Source organism: Pseudomonas sp. URMO17WK12:I9 (assembly GCF_900230165.1).
Taxonomy (GTDB): domain Bacteria; phylum Pseudomonadota; class Gammaproteobacteria; order Pseudomonadales; family Pseudomonadaceae; genus Aquipseudomonas; species Aquipseudomonas fulva.
In genome coordinates this window covers 56,042-81,108 of sequence record NZ_OCMQ01000009.1, presented here as the reverse complement: position 1 = coordinate 81,108, position 25,067 = coordinate 56,042, and the positions used below count along the sequence as shown (strand labels likewise).

At 62.2% G+C, this 25,067-nt stretch carries 29 protein-coding genes; 27 read left to right on the top strand and 2 right to left on the bottom strand.

Annotation, left to right across the window (positions count from 1 at the left end; all coding sequences use genetic code 11):
• Positions 1–100 precede the first annotated feature (100 nt).
• From CRP40_RS17335 to CRP40_RS17205, 27 genes are all read left to right on the top strand, one after another.
• Positions 101–646 carry a terminase small subunit gene (locus tag CRP40_RS17335; protein ID WP_033695065.1) on the top strand — a complete coding sequence of 182 codons (546 nt, stop codon included), beginning with the start codon at positions 101–103 and terminating at the stop codon, positions 644–646.
• On the top strand, positions 609–2,693 hold the full coding sequence (locus tag CRP40_RS17330; RefSeq protein WP_027915048.1) for a terminase gpA endonuclease subunit: 2,085 nt from the start codon (positions 609–611) through the stop codon (positions 2,691–2,693). The genes CRP40_RS17335 and CRP40_RS17330 overlap by 38 nt, the downstream gene beginning before the upstream one ends.
• The gene (locus CRP40_RS17325; protein ID WP_027915047.1) at positions 2,684–2,893 is read left to right on the top strand and encodes a hypothetical protein; all 210 of its coding nucleotides are present in this window, start codon (positions 2,684–2,686) and stop codon (positions 2,891–2,893) included. The genes CRP40_RS17330 and CRP40_RS17325 overlap by 10 nt, the downstream gene beginning before the upstream one ends.
• Complete coding sequence (locus tag CRP40_RS17320; RefSeq protein WP_027915046.1) at positions 2,890–4,449, top strand: phage portal protein; 1,560 nt, start codon at positions 2,890–2,892, stop codon at positions 4,447–4,449. The genes CRP40_RS17325 and CRP40_RS17320 overlap by 4 nt, the downstream gene beginning before the upstream one ends.
• The gene (locus CRP40_RS17315) at positions 4,412–6,427 is read left to right on the top strand and encodes a ClpP-like prohead protease/major capsid protein fusion protein (RefSeq protein ID WP_050587325.1); all 2,016 of its coding nucleotides are present in this window, start codon (positions 4,412–4,414) and stop codon (positions 6,425–6,427) included. Before CRP40_RS17320 ends, CRP40_RS17315 begins: the two co-directional genes overlap by 38 nt.
• A gap of 62 nt (positions 6,428–6,489) precedes the next feature.
• Positions 6,490–6,804, top strand: a complete 315-nt coding sequence (locus CRP40_RS17310) for a DUF2190 family protein (RefSeq protein ID WP_027915044.1) — start codon at positions 6,490–6,492, stop codon at positions 6,802–6,804.
• The gene (locus CRP40_RS17305) at positions 6,804–7,178 is read left to right on the top strand and encodes a hypothetical protein (RefSeq protein ID WP_033695064.1); all 375 of its coding nucleotides are present in this window, start codon (positions 6,804–6,806) and stop codon (positions 7,176–7,178) included. Before CRP40_RS17310 ends, CRP40_RS17305 begins: the two co-directional genes overlap by 1 nt.
• Complete coding sequence (locus CRP40_RS17300; RefSeq protein WP_033695063.1) at positions 7,153–7,695, top strand: hypothetical protein; 543 nt, start codon at positions 7,153–7,155, stop codon at positions 7,693–7,695. Before CRP40_RS17305 ends, CRP40_RS17300 begins: the two co-directional genes overlap by 26 nt.
• A complete protein-coding gene (locus CRP40_RS17295) occupies positions 7,692–8,294 on the top strand; it encodes a phage baseplate assembly protein V (RefSeq protein WP_027915041.1) in 603 nt (200 codons plus the stop codon). Before CRP40_RS17300 ends, CRP40_RS17295 begins: the two co-directional genes overlap by 4 nt.
• 7 nt (positions 8,295–8,301) lie before the next feature.
• Positions 8,302–8,595: a hypothetical protein gene (locus CRP40_RS17290; protein ID WP_027915040.1), complete on the top strand. Its 294-nt coding sequence runs from the start codon at positions 8,302–8,304 to the stop codon at positions 8,593–8,595.
• A 64-nt stretch (positions 8,596–8,659) separates the two neighbouring features.
• A complete protein-coding gene (locus CRP40_RS17285; RefSeq protein WP_027915039.1) occupies positions 8,660–8,887 on the top strand; it encodes a hypothetical protein in 228 nt (75 codons plus the stop codon).
• Between the two features lie 4 nt (positions 8,888–8,891).
• Positions 8,892–9,218 carry a GPW/gp25 family protein gene (locus CRP40_RS17280; protein WP_027915038.1) on the top strand — a complete coding sequence of 109 codons (327 nt, stop codon included), beginning with the start codon at positions 8,892–8,894 and terminating at the stop codon, positions 9,216–9,218.
• Complete coding sequence (locus tag CRP40_RS17275; protein WP_027915037.1) at positions 9,215–10,195, top strand: baseplate J/gp47 family protein; 981 nt, start codon at positions 9,215–9,217, stop codon at positions 10,193–10,195. Before CRP40_RS17280 ends, CRP40_RS17275 begins: the two co-directional genes overlap by 4 nt.
• A complete protein-coding gene (locus tag CRP40_RS17270) occupies positions 10,192–11,004 on the top strand; it encodes a phage tail protein I (RefSeq protein ID WP_027915036.1) in 813 nt (270 codons plus the stop codon). The genes CRP40_RS17275 and CRP40_RS17270 overlap by 4 nt, the downstream gene beginning before the upstream one ends.
• Positions 11,001–11,687, top strand: a complete 687-nt coding sequence (locus CRP40_RS17265) for a phage tail protein (RefSeq protein WP_027915035.1) — start codon at positions 11,001–11,003, stop codon at positions 11,685–11,687. The genes CRP40_RS17270 and CRP40_RS17265 overlap by 4 nt, the downstream gene beginning before the upstream one ends.
• Before the next feature lie 6 nt (positions 11,688–11,693).
• Positions 11,694–12,434, top strand: coding sequence for a hypothetical protein (locus tag CRP40_RS17260; RefSeq protein ID WP_027915034.1), 741 nt, complete (start codon positions 11,694–11,696; stop codon positions 12,432–12,434).
• Positions 12,435–12,443: 9 nt separating this feature from the next.
• Positions 12,444–12,908: a hypothetical protein gene (locus CRP40_RS17255; RefSeq protein WP_027915033.1), complete on the top strand. Its 465-nt coding sequence runs from the start codon at positions 12,444–12,446 to the stop codon at positions 12,906–12,908.
• 96 nt (positions 12,909–13,004) lie between these two features.
• Positions 13,005–14,183, top strand: coding sequence for a phage tail sheath family protein (locus CRP40_RS17250; protein ID WP_027915032.1), 1,179 nt, complete (start codon positions 13,005–13,007; stop codon positions 14,181–14,183).
• A gap of 12 nt (positions 14,184–14,195) precedes the next feature.
• A complete protein-coding gene (locus CRP40_RS17245) occupies positions 14,196–14,705 on the top strand; it encodes a phage major tail tube protein (RefSeq protein WP_033695062.1) in 510 nt (169 codons plus the stop codon).
• A gap of 93 nt (positions 14,706–14,798) precedes the next feature.
• The gene (locus tag CRP40_RS17240) at positions 14,799–15,095 is read left to right on the top strand and encodes a phage tail assembly protein (RefSeq protein ID WP_027915030.1); all 297 of its coding nucleotides are present in this window, start codon (positions 14,799–14,801) and stop codon (positions 15,093–15,095) included.
• A gap of 131 nt (positions 15,096–15,226) precedes the next feature.
• Positions 15,227–18,463, top strand: coding sequence for a phage tail tape measure protein (locus tag CRP40_RS17235; protein WP_027915029.1), 3,237 nt, complete (start codon positions 15,227–15,229; stop codon positions 18,461–18,463).
• Positions 18,464–18,472: 9 nt separating this feature from the next.
• Positions 18,473–19,318 (top strand): phage tail protein, encoded by an 846-nt coding sequence (locus CRP40_RS17230; RefSeq protein WP_027915028.1) that lies wholly within the window; start codon positions 18,473–18,475, stop codon positions 19,316–19,318.
• Complete coding sequence (locus CRP40_RS17225) at positions 19,293–19,499, top strand: tail protein X (protein WP_027915027.1); 207 nt, start codon at positions 19,293–19,295, stop codon at positions 19,497–19,499. Before CRP40_RS17230 ends, CRP40_RS17225 begins: the two co-directional genes overlap by 26 nt.
• 59 nt (positions 19,500–19,558) lie before the next feature.
• The gene (locus CRP40_RS17220; RefSeq protein WP_027915026.1) at positions 19,559–20,605 is read left to right on the top strand and encodes a contractile injection system protein, VgrG/Pvc8 family; all 1,047 of its coding nucleotides are present in this window, start codon (positions 19,559–19,561) and stop codon (positions 20,603–20,605) included.
• A gap of 33 nt (positions 20,606–20,638) precedes the next feature.
• Positions 20,639–21,184: a glycoside hydrolase family 19 protein gene (locus CRP40_RS17215; RefSeq protein ID WP_027915025.1), complete on the top strand. Its 546-nt coding sequence runs from the start codon at positions 20,639–20,641 to the stop codon at positions 21,182–21,184.
• Positions 21,184–21,747 carry a lysis system i-spanin subunit Rz gene (locus tag CRP40_RS17210; protein ID WP_033695061.1) on the top strand — a complete coding sequence of 188 codons (564 nt, stop codon included), beginning with the start codon at positions 21,184–21,186 and terminating at the stop codon, positions 21,745–21,747. The genes CRP40_RS17215 and CRP40_RS17210 overlap by 1 nt, the downstream gene beginning before the upstream one ends.
• 127 nt (positions 21,748–21,874) lie before the next feature.
• On the top strand, positions 21,875–22,810 hold the full coding sequence (locus CRP40_RS17205; protein ID WP_033695060.1) for an SEC-C metal-binding domain-containing protein: 936 nt from the start codon (positions 21,875–21,877) through the stop codon (positions 22,808–22,810).
• A 168-nt stretch (positions 22,811–22,978) separates the two neighbouring features.
• On the opposite strand, the gene CRP40_RS17200 is transcribed toward CRP40_RS17205, so the two are convergent.
• Both CRP40_RS17200 and CRP40_RS17195 read right to left on the bottom strand, forming a co-directional pair.
• Complete coding sequence (locus tag CRP40_RS17200) at positions 22,979–24,019, bottom strand: restriction endonuclease (RefSeq protein ID WP_158545153.1); 1,041 nt, start codon at positions 24,017–24,019, stop codon at positions 22,979–22,981.
• 336 nt (positions 24,020–24,355) lie between these two features.
• Positions 24,356–24,562 carry a hypothetical protein gene (locus CRP40_RS17195; protein ID WP_027915022.1) on the bottom strand — a complete coding sequence of 69 codons (207 nt, stop codon included), beginning with the start codon at positions 24,560–24,562 and terminating at the stop codon, positions 24,356–24,358.
• Between the last annotated feature and the right edge of the window lie 505 nt (positions 24,563–25,067).

The window sequence follows — 25,067 nt, the reverse complement described above, 5'->3', positions numbered from 1 at the left end:
TCGATGGGTCCTCCCGAGGGTACCGGGGGTAGGGGGTAATTCGGGCCCCGCTTCTTCGCTATGTACGACCTAATTTCAGAGGTTGGTTGTTGTTTCGTCTATGGCCATTTCAACGATCGCACGCAAGCCGTACTGGCTGAACAAGAAAAGCATGGCCGAAAGCCTCGGGATCACCGTTCAAGCCTTTGATAAATGGGGTGTTGAGCCGGTCGCGAAGATCGGCCGCGAATCCTTCTACGACACCCGGTCGGTGCTCGACAACCGTCTGCAGCACCAGACAGGGAAACAACAACCTGGTGCTGCCGACATCGATCCGCTGATCGGACACAAGATCGACTTCGAGCGATGGCGGCTCACCAAGGAGCAGGCCGACGCCCAGGCCCGGAAAAACCGGGTAGGGGAGAAGGAGCTGGTCCCCGTCGCTTTCGCCACGTTCATGTTGGCCAGGCTGTGTGCCCTGCTGGCCTCCTACCTGGACACGATCCCCAAGAAAGTGAAGCTCAAACACCCCGACCTCGAGATCCGTTTTATGGAGAGCTTCGAGCGGGAGATTGCTGTGACGCGTAACGAAGCGGCCGGTCTGGCCGAAACCATACCGGAGCTGCTAGATGAGTACGTCGCCGCCCTGGACAAAGAGTCTGGGTGAAGCGGTCAGGCGTGGCTTGGCCGCGCTCTACAAAGAACCTCCCCTGTCGGCCGTTGAGTGGGCTGACAAGCATTTTTACCTGTCGTCCGAGTCGTCCTACCAGGAAGGCCGATGGACCACGGCGCCGTTCCAGGTCGCGCTGCTCAATGCGATGGGCAATGACCTGATCCGCATCGTCAACCTGATCAAGTCAGCGCGGATTGGCTACACCAAGATGCTGATGGCGAACCACGGCTACAAGGTGCAGCACAAGAAACGCAACCTGCTCATGTACTGCCCGACCGACCCGGACGCGGAAGGCATGATGAAGCGGCACGTCGACACGATGATTCGCGACGTGCCGGTGCTGCTGGCCCTGGCCCCGTGGCACGGCAAGAAGCACGGCGATAACACCATCGACTCGAAGTGCTTCGAGAACCGCAAGATGCTGTGGTGCCTGGGTGGCAAAGCTGCCCGAAACTACCGCGAGAAAAGCCCCGACGAGGTGGTCTACGACGAGCTGTCGAAGTTCGACCCCGACATCGAGGGTGAAGGCGCACCGACGATGCTGGGCGACAAACGCCTGGAGGGTTCGACCTACAAGAAGTCGATCAGGGGGTCGACCCCCGGTATCGCCGGCGCCTGCCAGGTCAGCCGAGCCGCCGAGAAGTCTTCGCGGTACATGCGCTTCCACATCAAGGCCCCATGCTGCGGTGCTGAGCAAACCCTGAAATGGGGCGGGCCTGATGAGCCGTATGGCTTGAAGTGGCGCAAGGGTGAGGACGGCGAGGTGGTAGCGGCTTGGTACCTGTGCGAGCACTGCCAGGGCGGCACGTTCGAGTACCACGAAATGGTCGAGGCGGCCGCCAAAACAGGGCGCTACATTTGCGATCGGACCGGCGTGTGGACGCGCGACAGCATGTCGTGGTTTCGCGCTGACGATAAGCCGATCGCGCCGCCGCGCTCGGTCACGTTCCACATCTGGACTATCTACTCGACCTTCACCACCTGGGTGGAGATCGCCGCCGAGCGCGTCGAGGTCGGCAAAGACCGCGGCAAACTGAAAACCTTCGTCAACACCACCCTCGGCGAGGTGTGGGAAGAGGACGAAACGGAAAAGGTTAGCTGGGAGCAGCTGCGTGAGCGGCGCGAGGTCTACCCGGCGCAGGTGCCGGCGCGTGCCCTGGTACTCATGGGATCGATCGATACCCAGGACGATCGCTACGAGCTGCGGGTATGGGCGTTTGGCTCCGGCGAAGAGTCATGGCTGATCTATCGGCGGGTGCTTACGGGCGACCCATCCAGTATCGAGCTGCTGCGGCAGGTGGGGCTGGAGCTGCACCGACGGTTCACCCGCGCCGATGGCACGATCCTGGGCGTGATGCGGTGGTGCTGGGACTCCGGTGGCCACCACTCCGACACCGTCAAGCAGCAGAGCCGCAAGCATGGTCTGCACTGGGTCATCCCGATCTTTGGGGCCAGTACCTACGGCAAAGACATTGCTTCGTTCCCGAAGAAGAAAGACAAGAAGTCCAAGACCTACCTGACCGAGGTCGGTACCGACAACGCCAAGGAGGTCATCTACAACCGCCTCAAGCTACAGCCCGATGGCGATCGCCCGGTGCCTGGGCTTGTTCACTTCCCTGCAGACGATCTGATCTGCGACGACGACGAACTCAAGCAGCTGACCAGCGAGAGCAAGGTGTGGGTCATCGTGCGCGGTCGTCGCGTGCTGCGCTGGGACGCCAAGAAGCGGCGCAACGAAGCACTCGACTGCTTTGTGTATGCCCTCGCCGCTCTGCGGATCAGTCAGCAGAAGTTCGGCTTGGACCTTGAGGTGCTGGCCCTGCAGAACCCAGCAGTGCAGGCCTACAAGATTCAAGCGCAGCCGCTGGAACCCTACCCCGAGGCTGACGAGGAGGCTGATGAAACAGCCGCCGAGCAGCCGAGCGAATCCGAAAGCGAGCCGGAACCTGCCCCAGCAGCAGCTCTCCCGGCATCCCCCCAACCAGATCCCCCGTCAGTCTCTGGCGACTGGATCGATACAGGAGACAGCGGATGGCTTTGACCCCGCAGGAAATGGTAGATCGCTACCTGCAAGCTGAGGTCGACCTGCTCGAGGGCGGCAAGGACGTGCAGTTTGGCGGTCGCCGCGTGACGATGGCCGAGCTGCCGCAGATCCGTGCCGGTCGCTTGGAATGGGAGCGCCGCGCCGCTGCTGCAGCGCGCGGAGGGCGTCCAGGGCACTCCCTGGCGACGTTCGAATGATCGGTGACCTGGTCGACCGCGCCTTGGCGCCGTTCTTCCCGCGAGTAGTCGCCGAGCGCATGCGTGCCCGCAACGTGATTCTGGCCTTCGAGGCCGCCAAGCCCTCACGCACGCACAAGCCCAAGAAGCAGGCAAAAGACGCTGACAGCTCGCTGCACGGCTCGCTGAAATCCCTGCGTGAGCAGTGCCGCAAGTTGGACGAAGACCACGACCTGGTCACGGGCCTGTTCGATCGGCTCGAGGAACGCGTGGTCGGCGGGCCTGGCATCGCGGTCGAGCCGATTCCCCTGCGCTATAACGGCACGGTGCATACGACCTTTGCAGCAGCCATCAAGTCGCTGTGGGCCGAATGGTCGCTGCGCCCTGAGACCTCTGGCGAGCTGACCCGGCCGCAAATGGAGCGGCTGGTGTGCCGCACCTGGTTGCGCGACGGGGAGGCCTTGGGGCAGATGCTCATGGGCAAGGTGCCAGGCTATACGCACCTGCACAGTGTGCCCTTCGCCATTGAGCTGCTCGAGCCTGACTACCTGCCGGTTGACTACGTCGACTACAGCGCCGGCATCGTCCAGGGCGTTGAGCGCGACAACTGGCGGCGGGTGATGGCTTACCACCTGCTCGACGGCCATCCGGGGGCCATGATTGGCCAGAAGTGGGCGAGCAACACCAAGCGCGTGCCGGCCGATCGGGTGATTCACATTGCCAACCGCAAACGCATTGGTCAGAACCGGGGCCAGCCCCTGCTGCACGCGGTGGTCATCCGCTTGGCGGATATCAAGGATTACGAGCAGAGCGAGCGTGTGGCCGCGCGGATCAGCGCCGCGCTGGCCATGTACATCAAGAAGGGCACGCCTGACGACTATGTGCCACCGGGCCAGGGACAGGCGCAGCAGCAGCAGCGCACCTTCCCATTCGGGCCAGGCATGGTGATGGACAATCTGCTGCCCGGCGAGGAAGTCGGGACGATCGAGAGCAACCGCCCGAACCCCTTCCTTGAAGGCTTCCGCAATGGCCAGCTCAAGGCCGTGGCCGCCGGCGCGCGCAGCACCTACTCAAGCGTGGCCCGCAGCTACGACGGCACCTACTCGGCGCAGCGGCAGGAGCTGGTCGAGGGCCAGCTGGGCTATGACCTGCTGCAGCACGAGTTCATCGACTACTGGTGCCGCCCGGTGTACCGAGCCTGGCTGCGCATGGCGGTCATGAGCGGGCAGCTGCGGGTGCCACCTGATGTGGATCAGCGGACCCTCTACGGCGCCTTCTATCAAGGCCCGGTCATGCCCTGGATCAACCCGGTGCATGAGGCGACCGCCTGGGAAATCCTGGTCAAGGCAGGCTTTGCCGACGAGGCCGAGGTGGCTCGGTCGCGGCAGCGCAACCCGTCCGAACTCAAGGCCTCGCGGATTGCGGAGATTGCCGCCAACCGCGAGGCCGAGCTGGTCCTGAGTTCGGACTACTACCACCAAATCTACGGGAAGAACCAAACCGATGCAGATGCAAACAAGGAACCTGCCCCCGCCGCTGATGGAGCCGCAGGGGTCGGTCGGGACGACGACGGATAACCCCGGCAGCAGCTGGTACACCATCAAGGCTGCTGCCACGCGCGGCGTGGCCGAGGTGTATCTGTTCGGTGACATTGGCGACTGGGGGATCTCGGCGCAGCAGTTCGCCAACGACCTGCGCGCCGTGGGCGACGTGTCGCAGATCAACCTGCACATCAACTCGCCCGGCGGTGCCGTCTTCGAAGGCATGGCCATGTACAACCTGCTCAAGAGCCACAAGGCACGGGTGATCGGCACCGTGGTCGGCCTGGCCGCGAGCATGGGCAGCGTGGTGGCCATGGCCTGCGACGAGATCCGCATGCCGGCCAACGCCATGATGATGGTTCACAAGCCCTGGGGCATCCAGGGCGGTGACGCCGAGGCCATGCGCAAGTACGCCGAAACTCTCGACAAGTTCGAGACCGGCATGGTGGCGGTGTACGTCGCCAAGACTGGCAAGAGCGTCGAAGAGGTCGAGGCGTTGCTGACGGCCGAAACCTGGATGACCGGCGCCGAGGCGGTCGCCCTGGGCTTTGCCGACACCTTGCTTGACCCGATCGAAGCCTTCGCCACGATCAACTCCAACCGCCTGAAGGACTACACCAACATGCCCCCAGCTGCACAGCACCTCTTCACCCCACGCGGTTCGGTCACCCCGCCTGTAGGCGGGCCAGCAACGACGCCTGGCAACCCTACTGAAACCGCCGAGCAGATCGCCGCGCGTGTCCTGGCAGCTGACGGTGCTCGCCGTACCGCCATTCAGGCGGCCTTCACCCCCTTCACCGGGCATGAAACGCTGCGCGATACCTGCCTGAATGACCCCGGCTGCACGCCCGAGCAGGCCAACGCCAAGCTGCTCGAGGTGATCGGCCAAGGCACGACCCCGACCGGTACCGTTCGCCACCATGGCCACCTCACCAACGGCAACCTGGTGGGCGACTCGGTCCGTGCTTCGATCTACGCACGGGCCGGCCTGGACGAGCTGCAGAACGACAACGGGTTCAACTTCATGACTCTGCGCGAGCTGGCCCGTGCCTCGCTGGTCGAGCGCGGCGTGGGCGTCTCGACGCTCAACGTCATGAACATGATCGGACTGGCCTTTACCCACGGCTCGAGCGACTTCGGCAACATCTTGCTCGACGCGGCGTATAAGTCGCTGCTGACGGGCTGGGAGAAGTCCGAAGAGACGTATCACCTGTGGACCAAGAAAGGCCGCTTGAGCGACTTCAAGGTCGCCAACCGGGTAGGCTTGGGGTCGTTCTCGTCGCTGCGCGAGGTGCGTCCTGGTGCCGACTACAAGAACATCACCCTGGGCGACACCGGGGAGACTATCCAGCTGGCCACCTACGGCGAGCTGTTCACCATCAACCGTCAGGCGATCATCAACGATGACCTGGACGCGCTGACCGCGATCCCGCGCCTGATGGGTGAGGCCGCGCGTGCGACCATCGGCGACCTGGTCTACGACCTGTTGACCAAGAACGGCAAGATGAAGGACGGTCGACCGCTGTTCGATGCCTCGCGCAAGAACCTCTTCACCGGCGCCGCTTCCAAGCTGTCGATCGAGGCGATGAGCGCGGCCAAGACCGCTATGGCGCTGCAGCAGGCCACCGTGGCCAAGGACGCCAAGCCACGTCCGTTGAACATCCGTCCGGCCTTCCTGTTGTGCCCGGTGGCCCTGGAAGACAAGGCCAACCAGCTGATCCGCTCGGCCTCGGTACCGGGTGCCGACACCAATGCCGGCATCGACAACCCCATTCGCAACTTCGCCCAGGTGATCGCCGAGCCGCGACTGGACGCGGATTCGTCGAGTGCCTACTACCTGGCGGCCAAGCAAGGGTCTGACACCATCGAAGTGGCTTACCTGGACGGCATCGAGACGCCGTATTTCGACCAGCAGGAAGGCTTCACCAGCGACGGTATCGCCTCCAAGGTTCGCATCGATGCCGGCGTGTCCGCGCTCGATGCTCGTGGCTTGAACAAGTCCGCCGGCCAGTAAGCCGCGCGCGATGCCAAACACCCCGCACCTGCGGGGTTTGTTGTTTCTGGAGAAAGAGAATCATGGCGACCAACTATGTGAACAGTGGCGACACCGTCACCCTGCCGGCGCCGACTGGCGGGTCGGAAAAGGGCGTGCCCCAGGTCATCAACGACTTGGCGGTCATGCCGCTGGAAAGCGGCTCCAAGGGCACGCTCATCACCTACCGCACGACCGGGGCTTGGAACGTCCCGGCTGACGCGTCCCTCAAGGCCGGCAACGCGGCCAGCGTGAAGGACGGCGCCCTGGTCGCGCCAGGTACGGAAGGGGCCAAGCCCTACGGCAAGCTGCTGAGCGATTCCGCCGGCGGCTATGCCGAAGTGCTGATCGTGCAGTGATGGCGACGGCATCGAGCTTTCGAGAGCGCGCGGCCCGGCGCCTGGACGGTCCCATCCTGCGACGTGTCGGCGATCGAGCCACGCTTGCCGATGGCCGTTCGGTGCTGGGCATCTTCGAAAACCCCTTCCACGATCCCCAGCTGGGCAGCAAGCGCCTGGCCCCGAGCATCAACGCCGAGGCGGCGCGCGAACCCCAGTTCAGTCTGCCGGCAGCCAATGCGGCCGGCCTGGCCAAGGGCGCGGCTCTGACCATCGAGCTGGCTCCCGAGGACGGCGGCGGGGCCTACACCGTTGTACGGCCGGAGCCGGACGGTACTGGCTGGGTAACCCTGATCCTGACGGTGAAGCATGAGCGAACAGCAGACATCACCTAGCGAGCTGACCCAGTTGCACACGGCCATGACCGAGGCCATGACCCAGGCGCTGCCGCAGCTGCAGAACATCGCGGCCTATCCGGTGCTCGAGGCCGGCATGAAACTGCCGGCGCTGTTCTATGCCATCACCGGCATGGCCCCTGGGCCAGACCCCGGCGACGGCCGCACCTGCATCGTGGCCACCTTCGAGGCCTTGATTCTGGTCGAGGAAGAACGCGAACAGGCGCCGCTGCAGGCTGCGATCCTGGCCAGCAAGCTGGTCAAGTTGCTGGACGGGCAGTATTGGGATCTGGACTTCGTCGACCAGACCCAGGACGTGCAGGCCATGCCGTCGGAGATCACCCCGGAGCTGCTGAAATGCGTCGGCTGGTCTGTGCAGTGGCGGCAGGTGGTCTACCTGGGCGACACCGAATGGCCATGGCCAGACGAACCGCCGGGGTCGCTGGTCTTCGCCTTCGATCCCCAGTCCGGGCCGGATCACGAAGGCCACTATCAGGCGCCGGATAATCTGGCATGAGCTACGCAACCGCGCAGCATGACCGGATGCTGTCCGACCAAGTGATCAAGGGATACATCGTCGCTGTGGACCTGGTGGCCGGCAAGGTACGCATGTCGGACGGTACCGACTGGGTCAGTGCCTGGGTGAAGTGGCATGCCCTGGCCGCCGGCAAGGCCCGGCATTGGCGAGCGCCAAGCATGGGTGAGCAGGGCGCGCTGATCAGCCCGAGCGGTGACCCTGCCCAGGGCACCTTTGTACCGGGGCTGTACGGCAACGCCGGCCCGCAGCCGGACAACCGCGACCACGTCGAGGTGTGGCGATTCGACGATGGTGGTTCGCTGGTCTACGACTGGCAGGCCAAGAGCTACACCATCACGCTGCCCAGCGGCACGGTCACCATCAAGGTCGGCAGCAGCACGGCGGTGCTCACTGACGACGCCATTACCGCCAAGACTTCGACCGCATCGGTAGAGGCCCAGGCGGTCACGGTCAAGGCACCGAGTATCACCCTGCAGGGCAACGTCCAGATCGACGGCGCGTTACGCGTAACGGGCGACATCTTCGGCGGTGCAAGGATCATCGATACCGCCGGCAACACCCCCAACCACAAGCATTGAGGCAGGCATGGCTGACAGCAAGACACGCGGACCCATCAACGGTGTCGACAGCGAGACAGTGGCCACCATGGTCGATCACCAGATCACCGGGCAGTTTGATCAGCACCGCATGCGCAGCTTCTGGTGCCGGCTGCTGGCCGGTGACAACGACCCCGAGGTCATTGCCGACGGCTTGTGCCGGGCATTGAGCGGTGGTCACTACATCCAGGCTCCGGCACGTCATGTGACGGTGAATCTGGCGGTCCAGGGCAGCGTTGACGCCGAGGCCCTGGCGGCTGAGGTCCGGCAGGCGCTCACATAACACGACCACCCCCACCAACCCTTTCAAGGCTCGCCGCGTGCGGGCCTTTTCATTGGAGCCACACATGGCCACGAAAAAGACCACTGCAGCAGATCCAGACACCACCACCGAGGCCGCACCGGCGCCGGCGCAGGTGACGTTCCGCGACACCGTTTTCACCTCCCGCGTTCTGATCCTGCCGGACAGCATGCGCGAACTGCCCGTGCGTGCGCACCTGGTGAGCGTTGACGAGGACGACGCCGAGGCCATGGCCTTCTTGCAGGCGCATGCGGACCTGGTGCGCGAGGGCTGACCACATGATCGGCGTCGACCGTAGCACGGGGCTGTCGCTGTCCGGGGTAGACCACCTCAAGCAATCCATCGGCGACATCCTGACGACCCCCGTAGGGAGCCGGCGCATGCGCCCGGAGTACGGCAGCAGCTTGCGCCGCTACGTCGACATGCCAGTCAACGACGGATGGAAAAGCGCCGTGCAGGCCGAGGTTGCCCGCGCGCTGGGCCGCTGGGAACCGCGCATCAAGCTCGAGCGGGTCCAGGTGGTCTCGGTGATCGACGGACAGATCGGCCTGCGCCTGAGCGGTGAATACCTGGGCAACGCCCTTGTCGTGGAGGTCAGTGCATGATCGATCTTTCTCTGCTGCCACCGCCGGACGTGATGGAAACGCTCGAGTACGAAACGCTCTATCAGGACATGCTCGGCAACTTCCGCGCGCAGATGGGCGATCAGTGGACGGCGCTGCTCGAGTCCGATCCGGTCGTGAAACTGCTCGAGGTCGCGGCCTACCAGAAGATGCTCGGCCGGGCGCGTACCAACGACGCGGCCAAGTCGAGCTTGCTGGCCTATGCCAAGGGCGCCGACCTGGACAACCGCGCGGCCGACTACGAGGTCACGCGGCTGACCCTGGTACCGGCCGATCACGACGCGGTGCCGCCGGTCGAGGCCGTCATGGAAAAGGACGAGCCACTGCGCTACCGCACGCGGCTGTCGCTTGAGGCCCTGTCTGTTGCCGGCAGTCGCGGCGCCTACGAGTACCACGGCCTCAGTGCCTCGGCGAGCGTAGGCAGCGTGTCGGTGGACTCGCCGACCTTTGTCGGGGTCGCGGTGCCCGAGGCGGTACGTGCGCAGTTGCCGGCCGGGGCCATTGTCCTGGTCTGCGACTACGACGCAGGCCTGGCCAACCCGCTGCCAGGCGACGTGTCCCTGGCCGTGCTGCCACGGCTGGACAGCCAGGAGAAGCCGCAGACGCTGGTAGACCTGGTGCAGGCCGCGCTGTCGGCGGAGACGGTGCGACCGCTCACTGATCGACCGCGCGCCCAGCTGGGTCAGCCGGTGGACTTCAAGGTGGTGGCCACGCTCGAGCTGGACAACGGCCCGGAGCCTGCCGTGGTGCAAAAGGCCGCTCGAGCCAGCCTGGACGCGGCCATTGCCAAGGCGCGGGATCTGGAAGGCGAACTGTCGTTGTCGGCCATCTACGCCGCGCTGCACGTCAGCGGGGTGGAGCGCGTCGACCTGGTCCAGCCCAAGGGCGACGTGCTGAGCGATAAGCGTCACTACCCCAACTGCACCGGCATCGCGCTGGGTACGAAGGTGGTGACGTGAGCCTGCTACCGCCCAATGCGACCCAGCTCGAGCGCGCGCTGGAAGTGGCCTGCGACCAGAACGTCGACCCCGACATCATCCGTGGGGTCGCCGACTCGGCGCGCTGCCCGCCGCACTTCCTGCCCTGGCTTGGATGGGCGATGAAGGTCGAGGGCTGGGAGGCGGCCAACACCGAAGACCAGCAGCGTGCCTTGATCCGCCAGGCGATACCGATCCACAAGACCAAGGGCACGGTCGGAGCCATCCGCCGGGTGCTGCGGGCGGTGAACGTCAATGCCGATCTCAAGGACTGGCGGGAGATCCCCAACGGGGTGCCGTACACCTTCCAGGTCACGGCCTGGGCCAACGAGAACCGTAGTGGTGAAGGCTCGATCATTTCGCCGCAGTTGGGCGAGCGTCTGCGTGCCCTGATCAACGCGGCGAAGAACGAGCGCAGTCACTACACCTTCCGGCTCGGTGCGCGCTTCGACGGCGGCCTGGTGGCTGCCAATGCTGCTCGGGTGCAGTGCTGGCTGCGTCAGTCGGCACAGGTGCAGCCGATACCACTGCCGCTGTTCGAGCAGCCCATTGCGCTGGTGAACCTGTCTCGGCTTTGGCAGGTGCATCGCCGGTCTGCCGAGGCCCAGCCGATCCCGGTACCTCAGTCCAAGCAAGTCCTGGCACTGGTCAACACAACCCAAGCGCGCTGCGTTTCCCGCTGGTCTGTGGAGGCGCAGGGCGTACCGATCCACCAACAAACAGTGCTGACGGCCGTTAATGCAGCCGCTGCCCGTACTGTCCTGCGCGTCTCGATGGAGGCTGCTCTATGAGTACCGCTTTAAAACCGCTGATCACTAAAGCTGGCCTGGCAGCCATCTGGAATGCGACCAGCACTGGCCTGAAAGCTGAGATCGCCTACATCGGTCTTGGGGATCAGGGCTTTACCCCCACCGTCGACCAAACGACCTTGCGCGGATTGGTTGCCCAGTATCCGGTCGCCGGCGGCGAGAAACTAAGCAGTTCGCTCATTCACCTGACTGCGCTGGCCGATGACGGCAAGGCCTTTTGGGTCCGAAGCGTTGGGTTCTATCTGGCTGACGGGACTCTGTTCGCGGTGTGGTCCAGCACCGGCGACCCGCTGACGTTCAAACCGGCCGCCGGCGACCTTCTGCTGGCCTACGACCTGTCGCTTGAAGCGCTGCCAGCAGACAGCGTGACCATCGTCAGTACCGCAACCGGCCTCAACCTCACCCTGGCTGGGCCGCTGGCTGCACAGGCTTCAGCACTCGTCGCCGAAATGATGCGAGGCGTCCAGCAACAGGACCAGCTCGATACGCAGGCCAAGCAGCTGCGCGTGGCCGGTGAGTTGCTGGGCAATCTCACCGAACGCATGAAGGCCTGCGAAACCCGGCAGGAGTCGGATCGCGAAGGCCTGCTGACAGCAGTCGTTGCCAATGCCACCGCGTTGATCAACCTGCAGAACATGTTCTCTCAGAAAACCCTAGGAGTATGACTTTCCATGAGTCTTGAATCGCAAGTCGCAGACCTGGTCACCGCGAGCAACGCGTTGATCGCTACGTTCAGTGGCAAGAATGCCGAAATCAACAAAGCTGTCGCGGCGGCTATCGCAGCGATTCCCTCGAACGAGAAGTCGTTCTATATCAACTCGATCACCGGCGACGACAAAAATCCTGGTACGGCTGCTGCGCCGCTCAAGTCCCTCAAGCAGGCACTGTACAACACCCCGTCGGGTGGCACGGTGGTCTGCTATCTACAGACCGATTACCTGCTTGATACCAACGTTGCGGTGAGCAATCGGGTCATGCACATCTGCTCGGATGTTTTCGGGGTCAAACGCAAGCTGCGCTGCGCCTACTATCTGACCAACGATGCAGCCTCTACCTGGTTGGGCGGTTTCGTCATGTACTACGGGGGACAGACGCTGTTCACCGACATCACCCTCGAGCTGCCTACACCGTCGGGCCTGGCGCCCGTTCCCTATGGCCTGAAAAACGCAGTGTTCATGGCCAACTCCAGCGCAGGCACGCCGCTTGTGCAGGTCAAATTGTCCGCCTGTGATGTCGTGGCGGCTGCTGATTGGACCGGTTGGCTCGTCGCGGCTTCCAACAGCGCGGTCGTGCTTGAAATCTTCAATTCGACATTCCCGGCCAATTTCGGCGGTCGCTACGTCAACGGCGTGCCAGCCGGTACAAATCCGGCCTCGCTGTCCAATCTCCTGACCAACCTGGCTACCCTTTAAGGACTCCCCATGCAGAAGACCAATCTCTCCATCGAGCTCGATGGCAAGACCTACAACGGCTTCGACTTCGCTGGTCTGCCATTGGCTGCTGCCACACAAGTGGCCTGTCGTCAGATCGATCAGGCCGCAGACACGGCACGCCGCGCGGTACTGGGTGACACCTTGCGCGCGTTGGAGTACCAGCTGACTGCCCAGGAGGCGACTGCATTTGCTGCAGCCGACTACAGCGGCGACGTACCTCCTACGGTGCAAGCATGGATGGACGCCGCCAATCTGGAGGCCAAGCCTGCAACCGACAGCATTCTGGCCGAGGCCGCTGCCTGGAAGAAAGCTCTCTATGAGTTGCGCGCGCTGCGCCTGAAGGGCAAGCAGGATGTGCTGAAAGAAGCCACGCACGATGCCGTCGAGTCCATTGCTGATGTCGCGATCAAGGCGATTCACGCGAGCGTACAGGGCATCGGTAACGCCGCCTGACCCACCCCCTCACCTTGCCATCCCCCAGGCCGCTACGCGGCTTTTTTTATGCCCGGCCGCGCACTGTCGCGGCCGTGTGCTTTCTGGAGTTTTTCAATGGCTGGATTCTTTCACGGCGTCACGGTCTCGAACGTGGACACCGGGGCGCGCAGCGTAGCGCTGCCGTCTTCCTCGATCATCGGCCTGGTCGACACCTTCACCCCAGGCCCTGGCGCCTCCGGCACGCCAACGGCCGCCGCCGGCGATCTACAGCTGATCACCAACGAGCGCGAGGCGATCGCCGCCTGGGGCGCCGATGCGGCCATCACCAAGGCCTGTCAGGCGATCTTCGTCCGGGCCAAGGCAGTGATCGTCGCCTGTGGCGTGGCCAAGGGCGCCGATGCGGCCGCGCAGACCTCGGCCATCATTGGCGGGGTGCTGGCCAGCGGCAAGCGTAGCGGCCTGCAGGCGCTGCTGGACGGCAAGAGCCGCTTCAACGCCCAGCCGCGTCTGCTGATCGCGCCCAAGCACAGCGCGACCCAGGCGGTGGCCACGGCCATGGACGCACTGGCCGGCAAGCTGCGTGCGGTCGCCATTATCGACGGGCCGGGCACCACGGACGAGGCAGCCATGGCCTACGCCAAGAACTTCGGTTCCAAGCGTGTGTTCATGGTCGACCCTGGTGTGCAGTACTGGGACACCACCAAGAACGCCACCGTCGACGCGCCGGGTTCTGCCTACGCCGCTGGCCTGTTCGCCTGGACCGATGCCGAATACGGCTTCTGGGCCTCGCCGTCCAACAAGGAGTTCGTCGGCATCACCGGTACCACCCGTTCGGTCGAGTTCCTGGACGGCGACGAGACCTGCCGGGCCAACCTGCTGAACAACGCCAATATCACGACCATCATCCGCGAGGACGGCTACCGCCTGTGGGGTAACCGCACGCTGTCGAGCGATCCCAAATGGGCCTTCGTCACCCGTGTGCGCACCATGGACATGGTCATGGACGCGATCCTGTACGGCCACCGCTGGGCGGTCGACCGAGGCATCACCGCGACCTACGTCAAGGACGTGACCGAGGGCGTACAGGCGTTCATGCGCGACCTCAAGAATCAGGGCGCGATCATCAACTTCGAGGTGTACGCCGATCCGGTGCTGAACACCGCGACCCAGCTCGAGCAGGGCAAGGTGTACTGGAACATCCGTTTCACTGACGTACCGCCTGCCGAGAACCCCACTTTCCAAGTCGAGGTGACCAACCAGTGGCTCACCGAAGTCCTGGACAAAGCCGCTTAAGGAGCGCCCCGCATGGCATTGATTCCCGAAACCCTGGCGAACACCAACATGTTCGTCGACGGCGTCAGCTTTCAGGGCGACGTGCCCAGCCTGACCCTGCCCAAGCTCACCCTCAAGACCGAGGAGCACCGTGCCGGCGGCATGGACATGGGCATCGAGCTGGACATGGGCATGGAGAAGATGGAAGCCAACTTCACCACCACCGGCGTGCGCAAGGAGTCGCTGAAGTTCTTCGGCCTGGCCGACGGTAACGCCTTCAACGGCACGTTCCGTGGCTCGTTCAAAGGCCAGCGCGGCGCGACCAAGGCGGTCGTCGTCACCCTGCGCGGCATGCTCAAGGAACTGGACATGGGCGACTGGAAGGCCGGCGACAAGGCTGAGGTCAAGCATGGCATTGCCGTCGCCTACTACAAGCTCGAGGTCGGCGGTGAGCTGATCTACGAGATTGATCCGATCGGCATGAAGCGCGTGATCAACGGCACCGACCAGCTGGCCAGCCAGCGTTCCGACCTCGGCCTGTAAACCCGCTACCCCTCAACCTACCTATCCCCCGACTACCTGGCGGCCCATAACACCTGGGTCGCCTCTCGACTATTTCCCAAGGACACCATCCCCATGAGCAAGCCAGTACCGAAGTATCTGAACCTGAGCGCCGACAGCGTCACCGTCACCCTGACCAAGCCGAGCGAGGTCAACGGCGTGAACGTGCAGGCCATCACCATGCGCTCGCCCACCGTACGCGACGTGCGCGCCTCCACGCAGACCGGCGGTGACGACGATGAACAGCGCGAGCTGAACCTGTTCGCCTCCCTGTCCGAGGTGGGGGTGAAGGATCTGGAGGGGCTGACCTACAAGGACTACAACCGCCTGGCCACCGGGTACAACTTTCTGGTGCGAGAAGACGAACTGTAACCCGCAGACGTTGAAGCATGCGGCCCGGCGCCTGGCGTCCGAGCTGCATTTTTCCGCGCAAGAAATCATGACCATGTCGTATGCCGACATGGTTTGGTGGCTCACGGACTGAGCGGGCAGGGGAGGTATCCATGGCGGGCAGGGTAGCGTTATCGCTGGTGATCGGCGGCGCGGTCGCCTCGTCGGTCGGCGCCGCGTTCAGGACGGTCGAAAACGGCATCCAGAAGCTCGAGGCCAAGGGCAACAAAGCCAAGGTGCTCAAGAGCACCATCGGCGAAACCATCAAGCTGCGCGAGGAGTGGAAGCGCGCGCACGACAGCGGTTCGGCCAACGCCGACAAGCTGCAGAAGAAACTGGACGGCAACCTGGATGCGCTGCGCAGGCAGGGGATCGAGGTCGGCCGGCTGGGCCGGGAGTACCAGCGGCTGGGCCGCGAGGCGAGAGCGGCCGACCTGCAGCTCAAGGGCCACCAGCAGCTGCAGGCAGGCAAGACCGCGCTCACGTCCAACATCGGCCGGTCCGTGGTCGCCACGGGCCTGGCTGCAGTACCGACGACGATCAGTGCGAACTATCAGGCCATCATCCGCGACATCGCGATCAAGGCCGACATCGCCAACAAGCCCGAGGAACAGCAGCTCAGCCGCACGGTGCTCGACACAGCCAAGGACACCGGCATGTCGCGCAACGACGTGGCCGACCTGGTCAACCAGCTGGTCGGTGCCGGCATGGACCTGGACAAGGCCATGTCCTATGCCCCGGTCGCGGCCAAGTTCGCCGTGGGTCAGGGTGCCTCGGGCGTCGACACGGCGTCGATGGTTCAGGCGCTCGAGCAGAACGCCAAGATCAGCGACCCCAAGGTCATGCAGCAGGCCCTGGAGGCGATCGCCTACCAAGGCCAGGCGGGCAGCTTCGAGGCCAACGCCATGGCCAAGTGGTTCCCGCAGCTGCTCGCCGGCATGGAGAAGAACGGCATCACCGGGCTGGACGCGGTGACCTCGCTCGGCTCGATGCTGCAGGTGCAGATGAAGACCGCTGGCAGCTCGGACGAGGCGGCGAACAACTTCAAGAACTGGATGGAGAAGATCGGCGCCGGCGACGTGGTCAAGGCGTACAAGGACGCAGGCATCGACTATCAGGCCTCGCTGAACACCGGCCTGCAGAAGGGCATGAACGTTATCGAGTCGTCTATGGCCCTGGCCATGAAGTACGTCCAGGCGACCGATCCTGCCAAGGCCAAGAAGATCGAAGAGGCCAAGGCCAACATCGACAAGGAGGCCGACCCGGAGAAGGCCAAGGCCGCGCTCGAGGCGCTGGAGCGCACCTTGCGCACCGGCGATATCTTCGCCGACCAGCAGGTCAAGGCCGCGCTCACTGCCTACGGGCAGAACCGCGGACTCTACGAAGAACTCAAGGCCGACTCGCGCAAGGCCTCGGGCATCCTCGACAAGAACCTGGCCGAGCGCCGCGAGACCTCGAAACAGCAATGGTCCGAACTGGGCCAGGCGGTCGACGACTCGATGCGCAGCATTGGCGATGCCATTCGCCCGGCCACCGACCTGGCGGCCAAGGGGCTGACCCTGGTCGCGCGCAAGGTCACGGCCCTAGCCGACGACTTCCAGCCGCTGGTCATGGGCATTGCCGGCGCCACGGCGGCCGTAATGGCCTTCGTGACGGCGCGCAGTGCGTTGAAGATCGGGCGCGGGGTGCTCAACATCGCACTCGGCCGCAGCATGGAGGGCATGGCCAGCCGGGGCAACCGGACCGCGCGGCCGCCCATCAACCTGCCCAAGACCGGCAGCAAGGTGCTCGACACCGGACTGGGCCTACTGGGCAAGGTGTTCGCACCGGGCGCCTCGGGTGAGGCCGCAGAGGCCGCCAACGATCCCCAGCGCGTGTTTGTGGTCAACGCCGATGCCATCGGCGGGATTGGCAGTCGGGTCGCCAATAACGGCCCCGCAGGCGGTCCAAAGGGCAGTCGGCGGAGCCGGCGCCGGGAACGCCGCCGCGCCGCGCGACAGGGCGGCGCTGGTGGGTCTGCTGCCAAGGCCAAGCCATCGACCAAAGTGCCTGTGCCCAAGCCGCAGATTCCAGCCCTGCCGCCTGCAGTACCGTCAGCCCTCACCGGCATGTCGAAGCTGGGCAAGGCCGCCCGCGCGCTGCGCGGTGTCACACGCCTGGGCAAGTTCGTGCCAGGCGGCAAGCTGATCGACGGCGGGGCTACGGTCCTGGACGTGGCGATGAATGCCCAGACCCAGGACGAGAAGGCCGAAGGCTACGGCGGCGCCGCTGGAGGCATGGCAGGCACGCTCGCCGGCGCTGCTGCAGGTGCGGCGATCGGGTCCGTGGTACCGGTGATCGGTACGGCGGTCGGCGGTGTGGTCGGCGCGTTCCTCGGTGGGCTTGGCGGTGAGTCCGTCGGCGGCTGGCTGGGCAAGCGTCTGTTCGGCGAGGACGCGGAAGAGGCCGAGGCTGAGGACGCCAAGGCAGAAGACGCCGAGGCGAAGCCATCCAGCACGCCTGCAGCAACGTTACCCGTCACGCCGCCTGCCGATCGGGAGATCAAGCCGCAGCCCACGCCGCCGGCACGGGCTGTGTCGTATGACCCGCGCGACCCTGAATCTGAAAACGCGTTTCTGGTGCCGGCACTCGCGGCCGGGCGGGTGCGCTTCCCAGGTGCTGATCTGGTGCCTCCGGGTTACCGGGAGAAGTACGAAGCGGAGCAAGCCCAGGCGGCACAAGCCAAGGCCGAGGCGGCGTCGGGCGTGCAGTACGGCCCAGGCGGCGAAGATCCCTTCATGGTGCCGGCGCTGACAGCAGGTCGAGTGCGCTTCCCTGGTGCTGACCTGGTGCCTCCGGGTTACCGGGAGAAGTACGAAGCCGAGCAGGCCCAGGCGGCGCAGGCCAAGGCCAAAGCGACGACAGGCGTGCAGTATGACCCGGCGCCGAAGCTGGGCGAGACGGTCAAGGCCAAGCCTGCGCCGGCGGCACCGGCACAGGCCAAAGTCCCCTTGGTGGTGCCGGTACCTGCAGCCAGTGCGGTGCGGTTCCCCGGCGCAGATCCCGTCAGGCCACAGCCGCCTGCCGGGCTGGGTGACCTGGTGCGCGACATGAGCAAGAGCGTAGCGCCGCCGGCGAAACTGCCCGACGCCGCTCCGGCCAAGGCAGCGACGCCGACGCCGGCGCCGAAGGTCGACCAAGCGTTTTCTTTCTCGCCGAGCATCAAGCTCGACGTGCAGGGCGACGTGAAAGACCCGGCGCAGCTGCTGCGGGAAGCGGAGGGGACGCTGCGGCAAATGTTCGACGCATGGAGCCGCGAAGCAGCCTCACGCATGGCCTCGACCCAGCTGTTCGATCAACCCCATGTCTAAGGAGCCGCTATGGCGTACATGCAGCAATTGGAGGCGTCACTGTCGGGCCTGGTGGCGGCAGGGGAGGCCGGTCGCAAGAGCGCGGACGGCATGCTGGCCCCGCTCAACACTGCCGTGGTCAACATCACCGGCGCGGCCACGGACCTGCAGAACATCCCGTTTCTGCCGTCGGGTGCCAGTGAAAAGCTGGGCCGGATGATGCGCACCATCAACATGGCCCAGGCGCGAGTCGGCCAGGTAGCGTCGACATACAACCGTGTCGTGTCCGGGGTCGCCCAGGTGCAGGAACGGCTGGGAGCCTTCAAGCAGGTGGCCAGCAAGGTCTCGGCAAAGGTGATTCAGTTCGCCGGCAAGGCCAGCCCTGCGTTGGCCAGCGTCGTGCCGTCCAGCAGCCTGGCAGCCTCGGCAACCCCGAAGCCCCAGGCCGTGGCACCGTATCCGCACCTGCTGATCATCCAGACGCACGACCCCAACGTGCAGCCGTACTACTTCAACCTCGACACGGCCGCGTTCGACGAGCTGCGTCGGCAGGCATCGTTTCGCTGGGCTGGCCAGGAGCGGCTGCGGCGAAGCGTGGCCCAGCAGGCGGTCGGCCTGGGCGAAGAGAAGATCACTCTCAAGGGCGCGATCTTCCCTCACCACAAGGGCGGGCTGAAACAACTCAACACCCTGCGCACGATCGGGCGAGGCCTGCGGCCACTGAACCTGGTCACCGGCTATGGCGAGGTGTTGGGCGACTGGTGCCTGGTCAGCGTCGAGGAAGAGCAGAGCAATCTGCTCGCCGGCGGCATCCCGCGTAAGCAGGGCTTCACCTTGGAGTTTGTGAGCTATGGCAACGACCTGCAGAACGTCTGACGGGGATCTGCTGGACGTGCTCTGCCAGCAGTATTACGGACACCTCAATGGCACCGTCGAGGCGGTGCTGGAGGCTAACCCGGACCTGGCCAGGCAGGCGCAGCCGTACCGCGCCGGTCTGCTCATCCACCTACCTGACCTGGCGGCACCTGCCGTCGAGCTGCTGCAGCTGTTCGGCTAAGGCAGCGTTACGCGTCACGAACCCCGCCCGGTGCGGGTTTTCCGTTTCTGGAGCCTCACATGAAACCTACCTATCAGATCATCGCTGACGGCAACGACATCACGGCGCTGATCAACGATCGGCTGCTGATGCTGCGCACCTCGGACAAGCCCGGCATGGAGTCGGACGAGTTCGAGCTGCGCATTGACGACCGCGATCAGGCCGTGGCGCTGCCCTCGCGCGGAAGCCAGGTCGCGGTCCTGATGGGCTACGAAGGCCAGGCCCTGACCCGACTGGGCGCCTACACGGTCGACGAGGTCGAGCTGACCGGCCCGCCTGACACCATCGTCGTGCGCGGCAAGGCCAGTGACATGCGCGGCAGCGGAAAGACCGTGCGCAGCGGTAGCTGGGAGGGCGTGCCGCTGTCGCAGATCGTCGGCGACATCGCCAAGCGCAACGGCTGGGAGCCGGTGTGTTCGGTGGCCACCAAGGTCGAGCGCGTCGACCAGCGCAACGAGTCCGATTTTAACTTCATCACCCGCCTGGCCAAGCAGTACGACTGCACCGCCAAGGTGGCCGAAGGCAAGCTGCTGGTCATGCCACGCCAGGGCGGGCAGAGCACCACCGGCAGGGCAATGTCGGTGGTGACGATCAACAAGAGCGACGTGAACCGTTACCAATTTCGCCTTGGCGATCGCAACACGCAGAAGGCGGTGAAGACCCAGCACCAAGACCCGAAGACCGGAAAGCTGCAGGTGGTCGAGCTGGGCAACGACGACGCCCCGGACAGCCTGCCGCCGGTGCATACCGACCGGCACGTCTACCCCAACAAGACCGCCGCCCAGCAGGCCGCCAAGGCGCGCTTGGCAGCGTTCAACCGCAGCACTGCCGGCGTCCGCCTGGAAATGCCTGGGCGCACCGATCTGTTCGCCGAACGCTCGATCAACGCCCAGGGCTTCAAGCCAGGCTTGGACGGCGAGTACCTGGTGGATGGGGTGGAGCAGGTATTCACCCAGTCCGGGTGGACCACGACCGTCGAGTGCAACGGCGGCAAGAAGGGCAAGGCGAAAGCCAAGGGCAAGAAGACCAAGAAAACCGACAAGCCGCTTCGTGTGGAGCAGCTGTAACGCGGGGCCATGCCCCCTACCTGGAGAGACAAGATGACCATCACCGTTCGACAGCTGCAGCAGATTTTCCCCAACGCCGGCCGCAACGCCGGCGTTTTTGTTCCTGCGCTCAATGCGGCCATGGGCAAATGGGGCATCGTCACCAAACTGCGCCGCGCGGCCTTCCTGGCCCAGGTCGGGCACGAGTCCGGGCAGTTCCGCTACGTGCGCGAGCTGGGCAGTGACAAGTACCTGTCCAAGTACGACACCGGCCCCCTGGCCGCGCGCCTGGGCAATACGCCCGAGGCCGACGGCGACGGGCAGAAGTATCGCGGCCACGGCCTGATCCAGATTACTGGGCGCGACAACCACGCGCGCTGTGGTGAGGCCCTGGGCCTGGATCTGCTCAACCACCCCGAACTGCTCGAGCAGCCAGAGCATGCGGCGAACTCGGCGGCCTGGTTCTGGCACAAGGAGGGGCTGAACAGCCTGGCCGACAAGGGGGCTTTCGTGGCCATCACCAAGCGGATCAATGGCGGTACCAACGGCCTGGAGGAACGTGAGGCGTTCTACAAGGCCGCGCTACAGGTGCTGCAGTGATGGGCCTGAACTGGCGCTTGGCGATCCTGGTGCTGCTTTTGGGCCTGTGCGTCGGTGGCCGGGGCGCCTGGCTCTGGCAGGGCAATGAGTACGGGCGACAGCTGGCCAGCAAGGACCGCGAGCTGGCCGACGTGGAACGGCAATATGCTCAGCGGCAGGCCAGCGCCGTCTCGACGGTCCTGGAGCAGGTCCAGCAGCAACAAGCCAAGCGGGGCGCGCTCGAGCAGCGCCTGCAGGCGCAAGATCAACTTCACCACAAGGAACTTACCCATGCTCAAAGCGAGCGCGATCGCCTGCGTGACAGGCTTGCTACTGCTGACCTGCGGCTGTCAGTCCTACTCAACGCCGGCGCCCGTGCCCCCGCAGGTGGCGACGGTGGGCTGCGAGCCGCCGCCGGCGCCGGCGGCGTGGTTCATGGAGCCACGCGAACCGAACTTGACCCAGCGCATGCTCAACGAATTGTCGGCATCACCGGCGACGGCGACGACGGATTAAAAGCGCTGCAGGCCTGTCAGAGTTTCGTACGCGAAATAGCCAGTGCTCGTAAAAGTAGTAATCCATAGTCGTGTCTTCGCCTCAATGCTTCCGGGGTTAATCGATATGGGCTATCGTTGAGAGATGATTTGCTACAATGCAATTTCGTGTTTTGGGATTAATTTTTTATTTTGATTGTTAGAAGGACTAAAGATTATGAAAGGCGTTAAGAAAAATAAAAATGGCTTGTCACGTAATATCCCCGCTGACGTCCAGCGCGCTGTGAGACAACGCGACGGATTTGGATGTGTGGTCTGCGGTAGTTTTTTTTATCAGTACGATCACATTGGAATAGAATATAGTGATGCGGTTACTCATGATCCAAATCATATCGTTTTATTGTGTGGGGGATGTCATGATAGAAAAACACGTGGCATGCTCTCTTCGGAATCTATTTTAAAGTCTGCTGCTAATCCCAGATGTAAGCAAAATAATTTCTCGTGGGGTGTCTTGGATGTTGGAAGTGAACATCCCGTTATCGAGATGGGAGGGGTTACAGCATACCGGTCAAAGGTTTTATTAAGAATTTGTGGGGAGGATATGTTTTCCTTGTCTAAACCGGTCGCTCCTGGGTTGCCATTTTCTGTGAATGCAAAAATATTTGATCGGTCTGGTAATCTTATTGCAAGTGTGCATGACAATCAAATTCAACTATTGTGTACTAATTGGGATGTGGAGGTGGTAGGGCAGCGTATTAATATCCGAAGCGGGAAGGGTATCTTTGACGTAGTTCTGAGGGTTGAGCCGCCGAAGAAGATTGTCATAGAGCGTCTACAAATGTACTACAAGGGGATAGAGGTGAGTTGTACTGAGGGCAGAGATATTGAGTTTAAATTTAATGGTGGAGTGCTACGAACTGGAGGGGGTGAGTTTGATGGTAGCGATGTTATATATGATTTTGACGGCGAGTCAATCATGATCGGGAGAGGAGGCGCGTCAGTGATACGAGGTCTTGTGTATACCCCTGCACAGACTCCTACGGTATTCGATATAACCAAGCTGCCAGGCTTTTACCCTAAGCAGGGGAGGAATGAGCGATGCGCTTGTGGTAGTGGAGAAAAATATAAGCACTGCCACGGGCTAATTCGTTAACGAAATTCATCACCTCGTACTCTGGAAATAACGGACAATTGATGCCACTTGGTGTCTATTGTTTTTTAAATTATCATCCTGAGTAAGCGGCTTCTTTGTATAGGTGCCTCCACACCCTCGTTAGACTAAACGACCAGACGATCTGTACAAAGGCTCCTGCGCTATTGATTATAGCACCAGCTCTGTGGGGAGTAGCCCAGACATTTCTTGAGGGTCGAAATAACCTTTAACTGTTGCCGAGATTATGCTGCCGTTAGTAACTGCTTCAGTATCGGTAATTTCATCATTTGGAGTTAACAAGCTCCAGTCTGCATAAGATTTGGCCGCATTTTCAGAAACTGCAAATGTTTGTTTGGTAATGCAGTCGTAAACTGCAAGTGCGTACTTCATCTTGCTTGAGCGGTCAATGTATATTCTTGACTGCATGAGCTTAATGCCAATCTCGAGCTTTATTTGGTCTATAAGCAGGTATGTGTCATATGGCTTTATCACAAGCGGTTCAGCGAACTCGAGGTTTATTGGTGCAACTAAGTAGCGAGTGCATTCCTCGCCACCGTTGATGAGGAATGGTTTTTTCATCGTCAATGCCAGGCTCTCAAATATGTAATGGTCCAGTAGCGCTTCCAGAGTTTCATATTTGTTATTGTGTTTCGAGAATATGGGGCACAATCCTTTGCTAGTGCCTAGAGAAATAGGAATGTCGATTCGTTCAATGACGTCATTTATTTTCGTGTTGGATATTCCAGTGATGTTTGGGCTCATTGATTTTAGAGTTGGCTGCAAAACATGTAGGTAAAGGTCAATGATTTTTCCAGGGCGCCCCCATTCTTCATTTGTAAGTTCTCGAACTTTATAGAGCGTAATTCCTTTAGATTCTGCGTATTTCAATGCGCCGCGCTGGAATCCCTTTGTGGTAAAGAAAACTCCTTTGGAAGCATTGAGGTCTAGCATGCTTGCATGTAGAACATCGATTTGTTCGCGCTTTACAGACTCTTTCCAATATTTGCATTCTATAAGAGTCAGGTAGGTATATGGGCCTTTCTTATGCTCGACAACCACATCAATCTGACGCGTTGCCCCAGAACGTCCCGTTAAGGTTTGATCGTGCGAAACTTCAACCTCGCCGTCTTCGTGTAGATGGGCAACGAATTTTTCAAAACCATTCCAGTCTTTTACTATATCTTTAGGAGTCAATTCAAATTCATCCAAGGGTTGTCTAAGTGTGATGAAACTTCTTCAGTGTGCTTGACGCAGAAAAAAGATTGCCACGGAGATCGATAGATGTAAGGTGCAAGTGAAAAGCCCAGCGGTAGCTGTGCCACGCTATGAGCTTCTGAGACATTGCACGCCACGCAGCCATTTATATGAGGCAAATACAAAAGCATTGGCAATAAAAGGGTGGGCCTCAGGCAACTTTGAGCGTACACAAGCATGTTAGTACCTTTTCGCTTGGCCCTGCAGGTAGAGAAAAATTTATCAGCGACGCTGATCAGCTGCTGATTTCTTCCTCGACGCCTTAGAGTCTGTCGATACGTACGCAATTGCTCAAGCCCGGAGGCGTTCAAGCCCGGATGAAATCGCTTCAGCATGTAAATCAAGGGTTGCTAAAGCACTCATGATATTCTCATGTACGTGTATTGAGCCGCGATGGCTAACCCATAGCGAAAGCTCCTCTAGAGCTGCCCTGATAGCGATCTGGTTGAGCTGCAATAGCTCAAGGATGTCGGCTGTGGTTGAGGCTTGGTCATCCATGCACATGCTCCAGGTACGAGAATTTTGAGGCAAATTTAGGGCAAATTCTAGGGCGCCTTCGGCCTAGATGGACCAGCAGGTGACACTAGATAGGTGTATCTTCTGACCTATGGCAGGCTCTCGAGAGCTACGGGTGGGTTCAAATCCTTCCCCGGTCTGGCAAGGTCACAGCAATGGCAGCTCGGCCTTAGTGGTGTGAATTTGGGCTATTTAAGGGGTAAAACTGACGCAAACCATGCGCTAGTCGATGCCAATATAAGCCCATGTATACGCAAATGCCAGAATGAAAAAGGCACCCAACTCCTGATGTAGCGAGGCTTTAGCGCTTTTTCCCTTTCCTGCTGCAGCACAATCGGTGCTTGGGCTGTTCCGTACTGCACTAGTCATGCAGGTTAGGGGCAGCCTCCTGCCAAGGACAAAGCAGAGTCCGTGGTGCGCTTTGTTCTAGGTCTGGTGAGGGCTCTTTTTTACAGGCTCTAGGCCTTGAAGGCACTGCCTCAAGGGA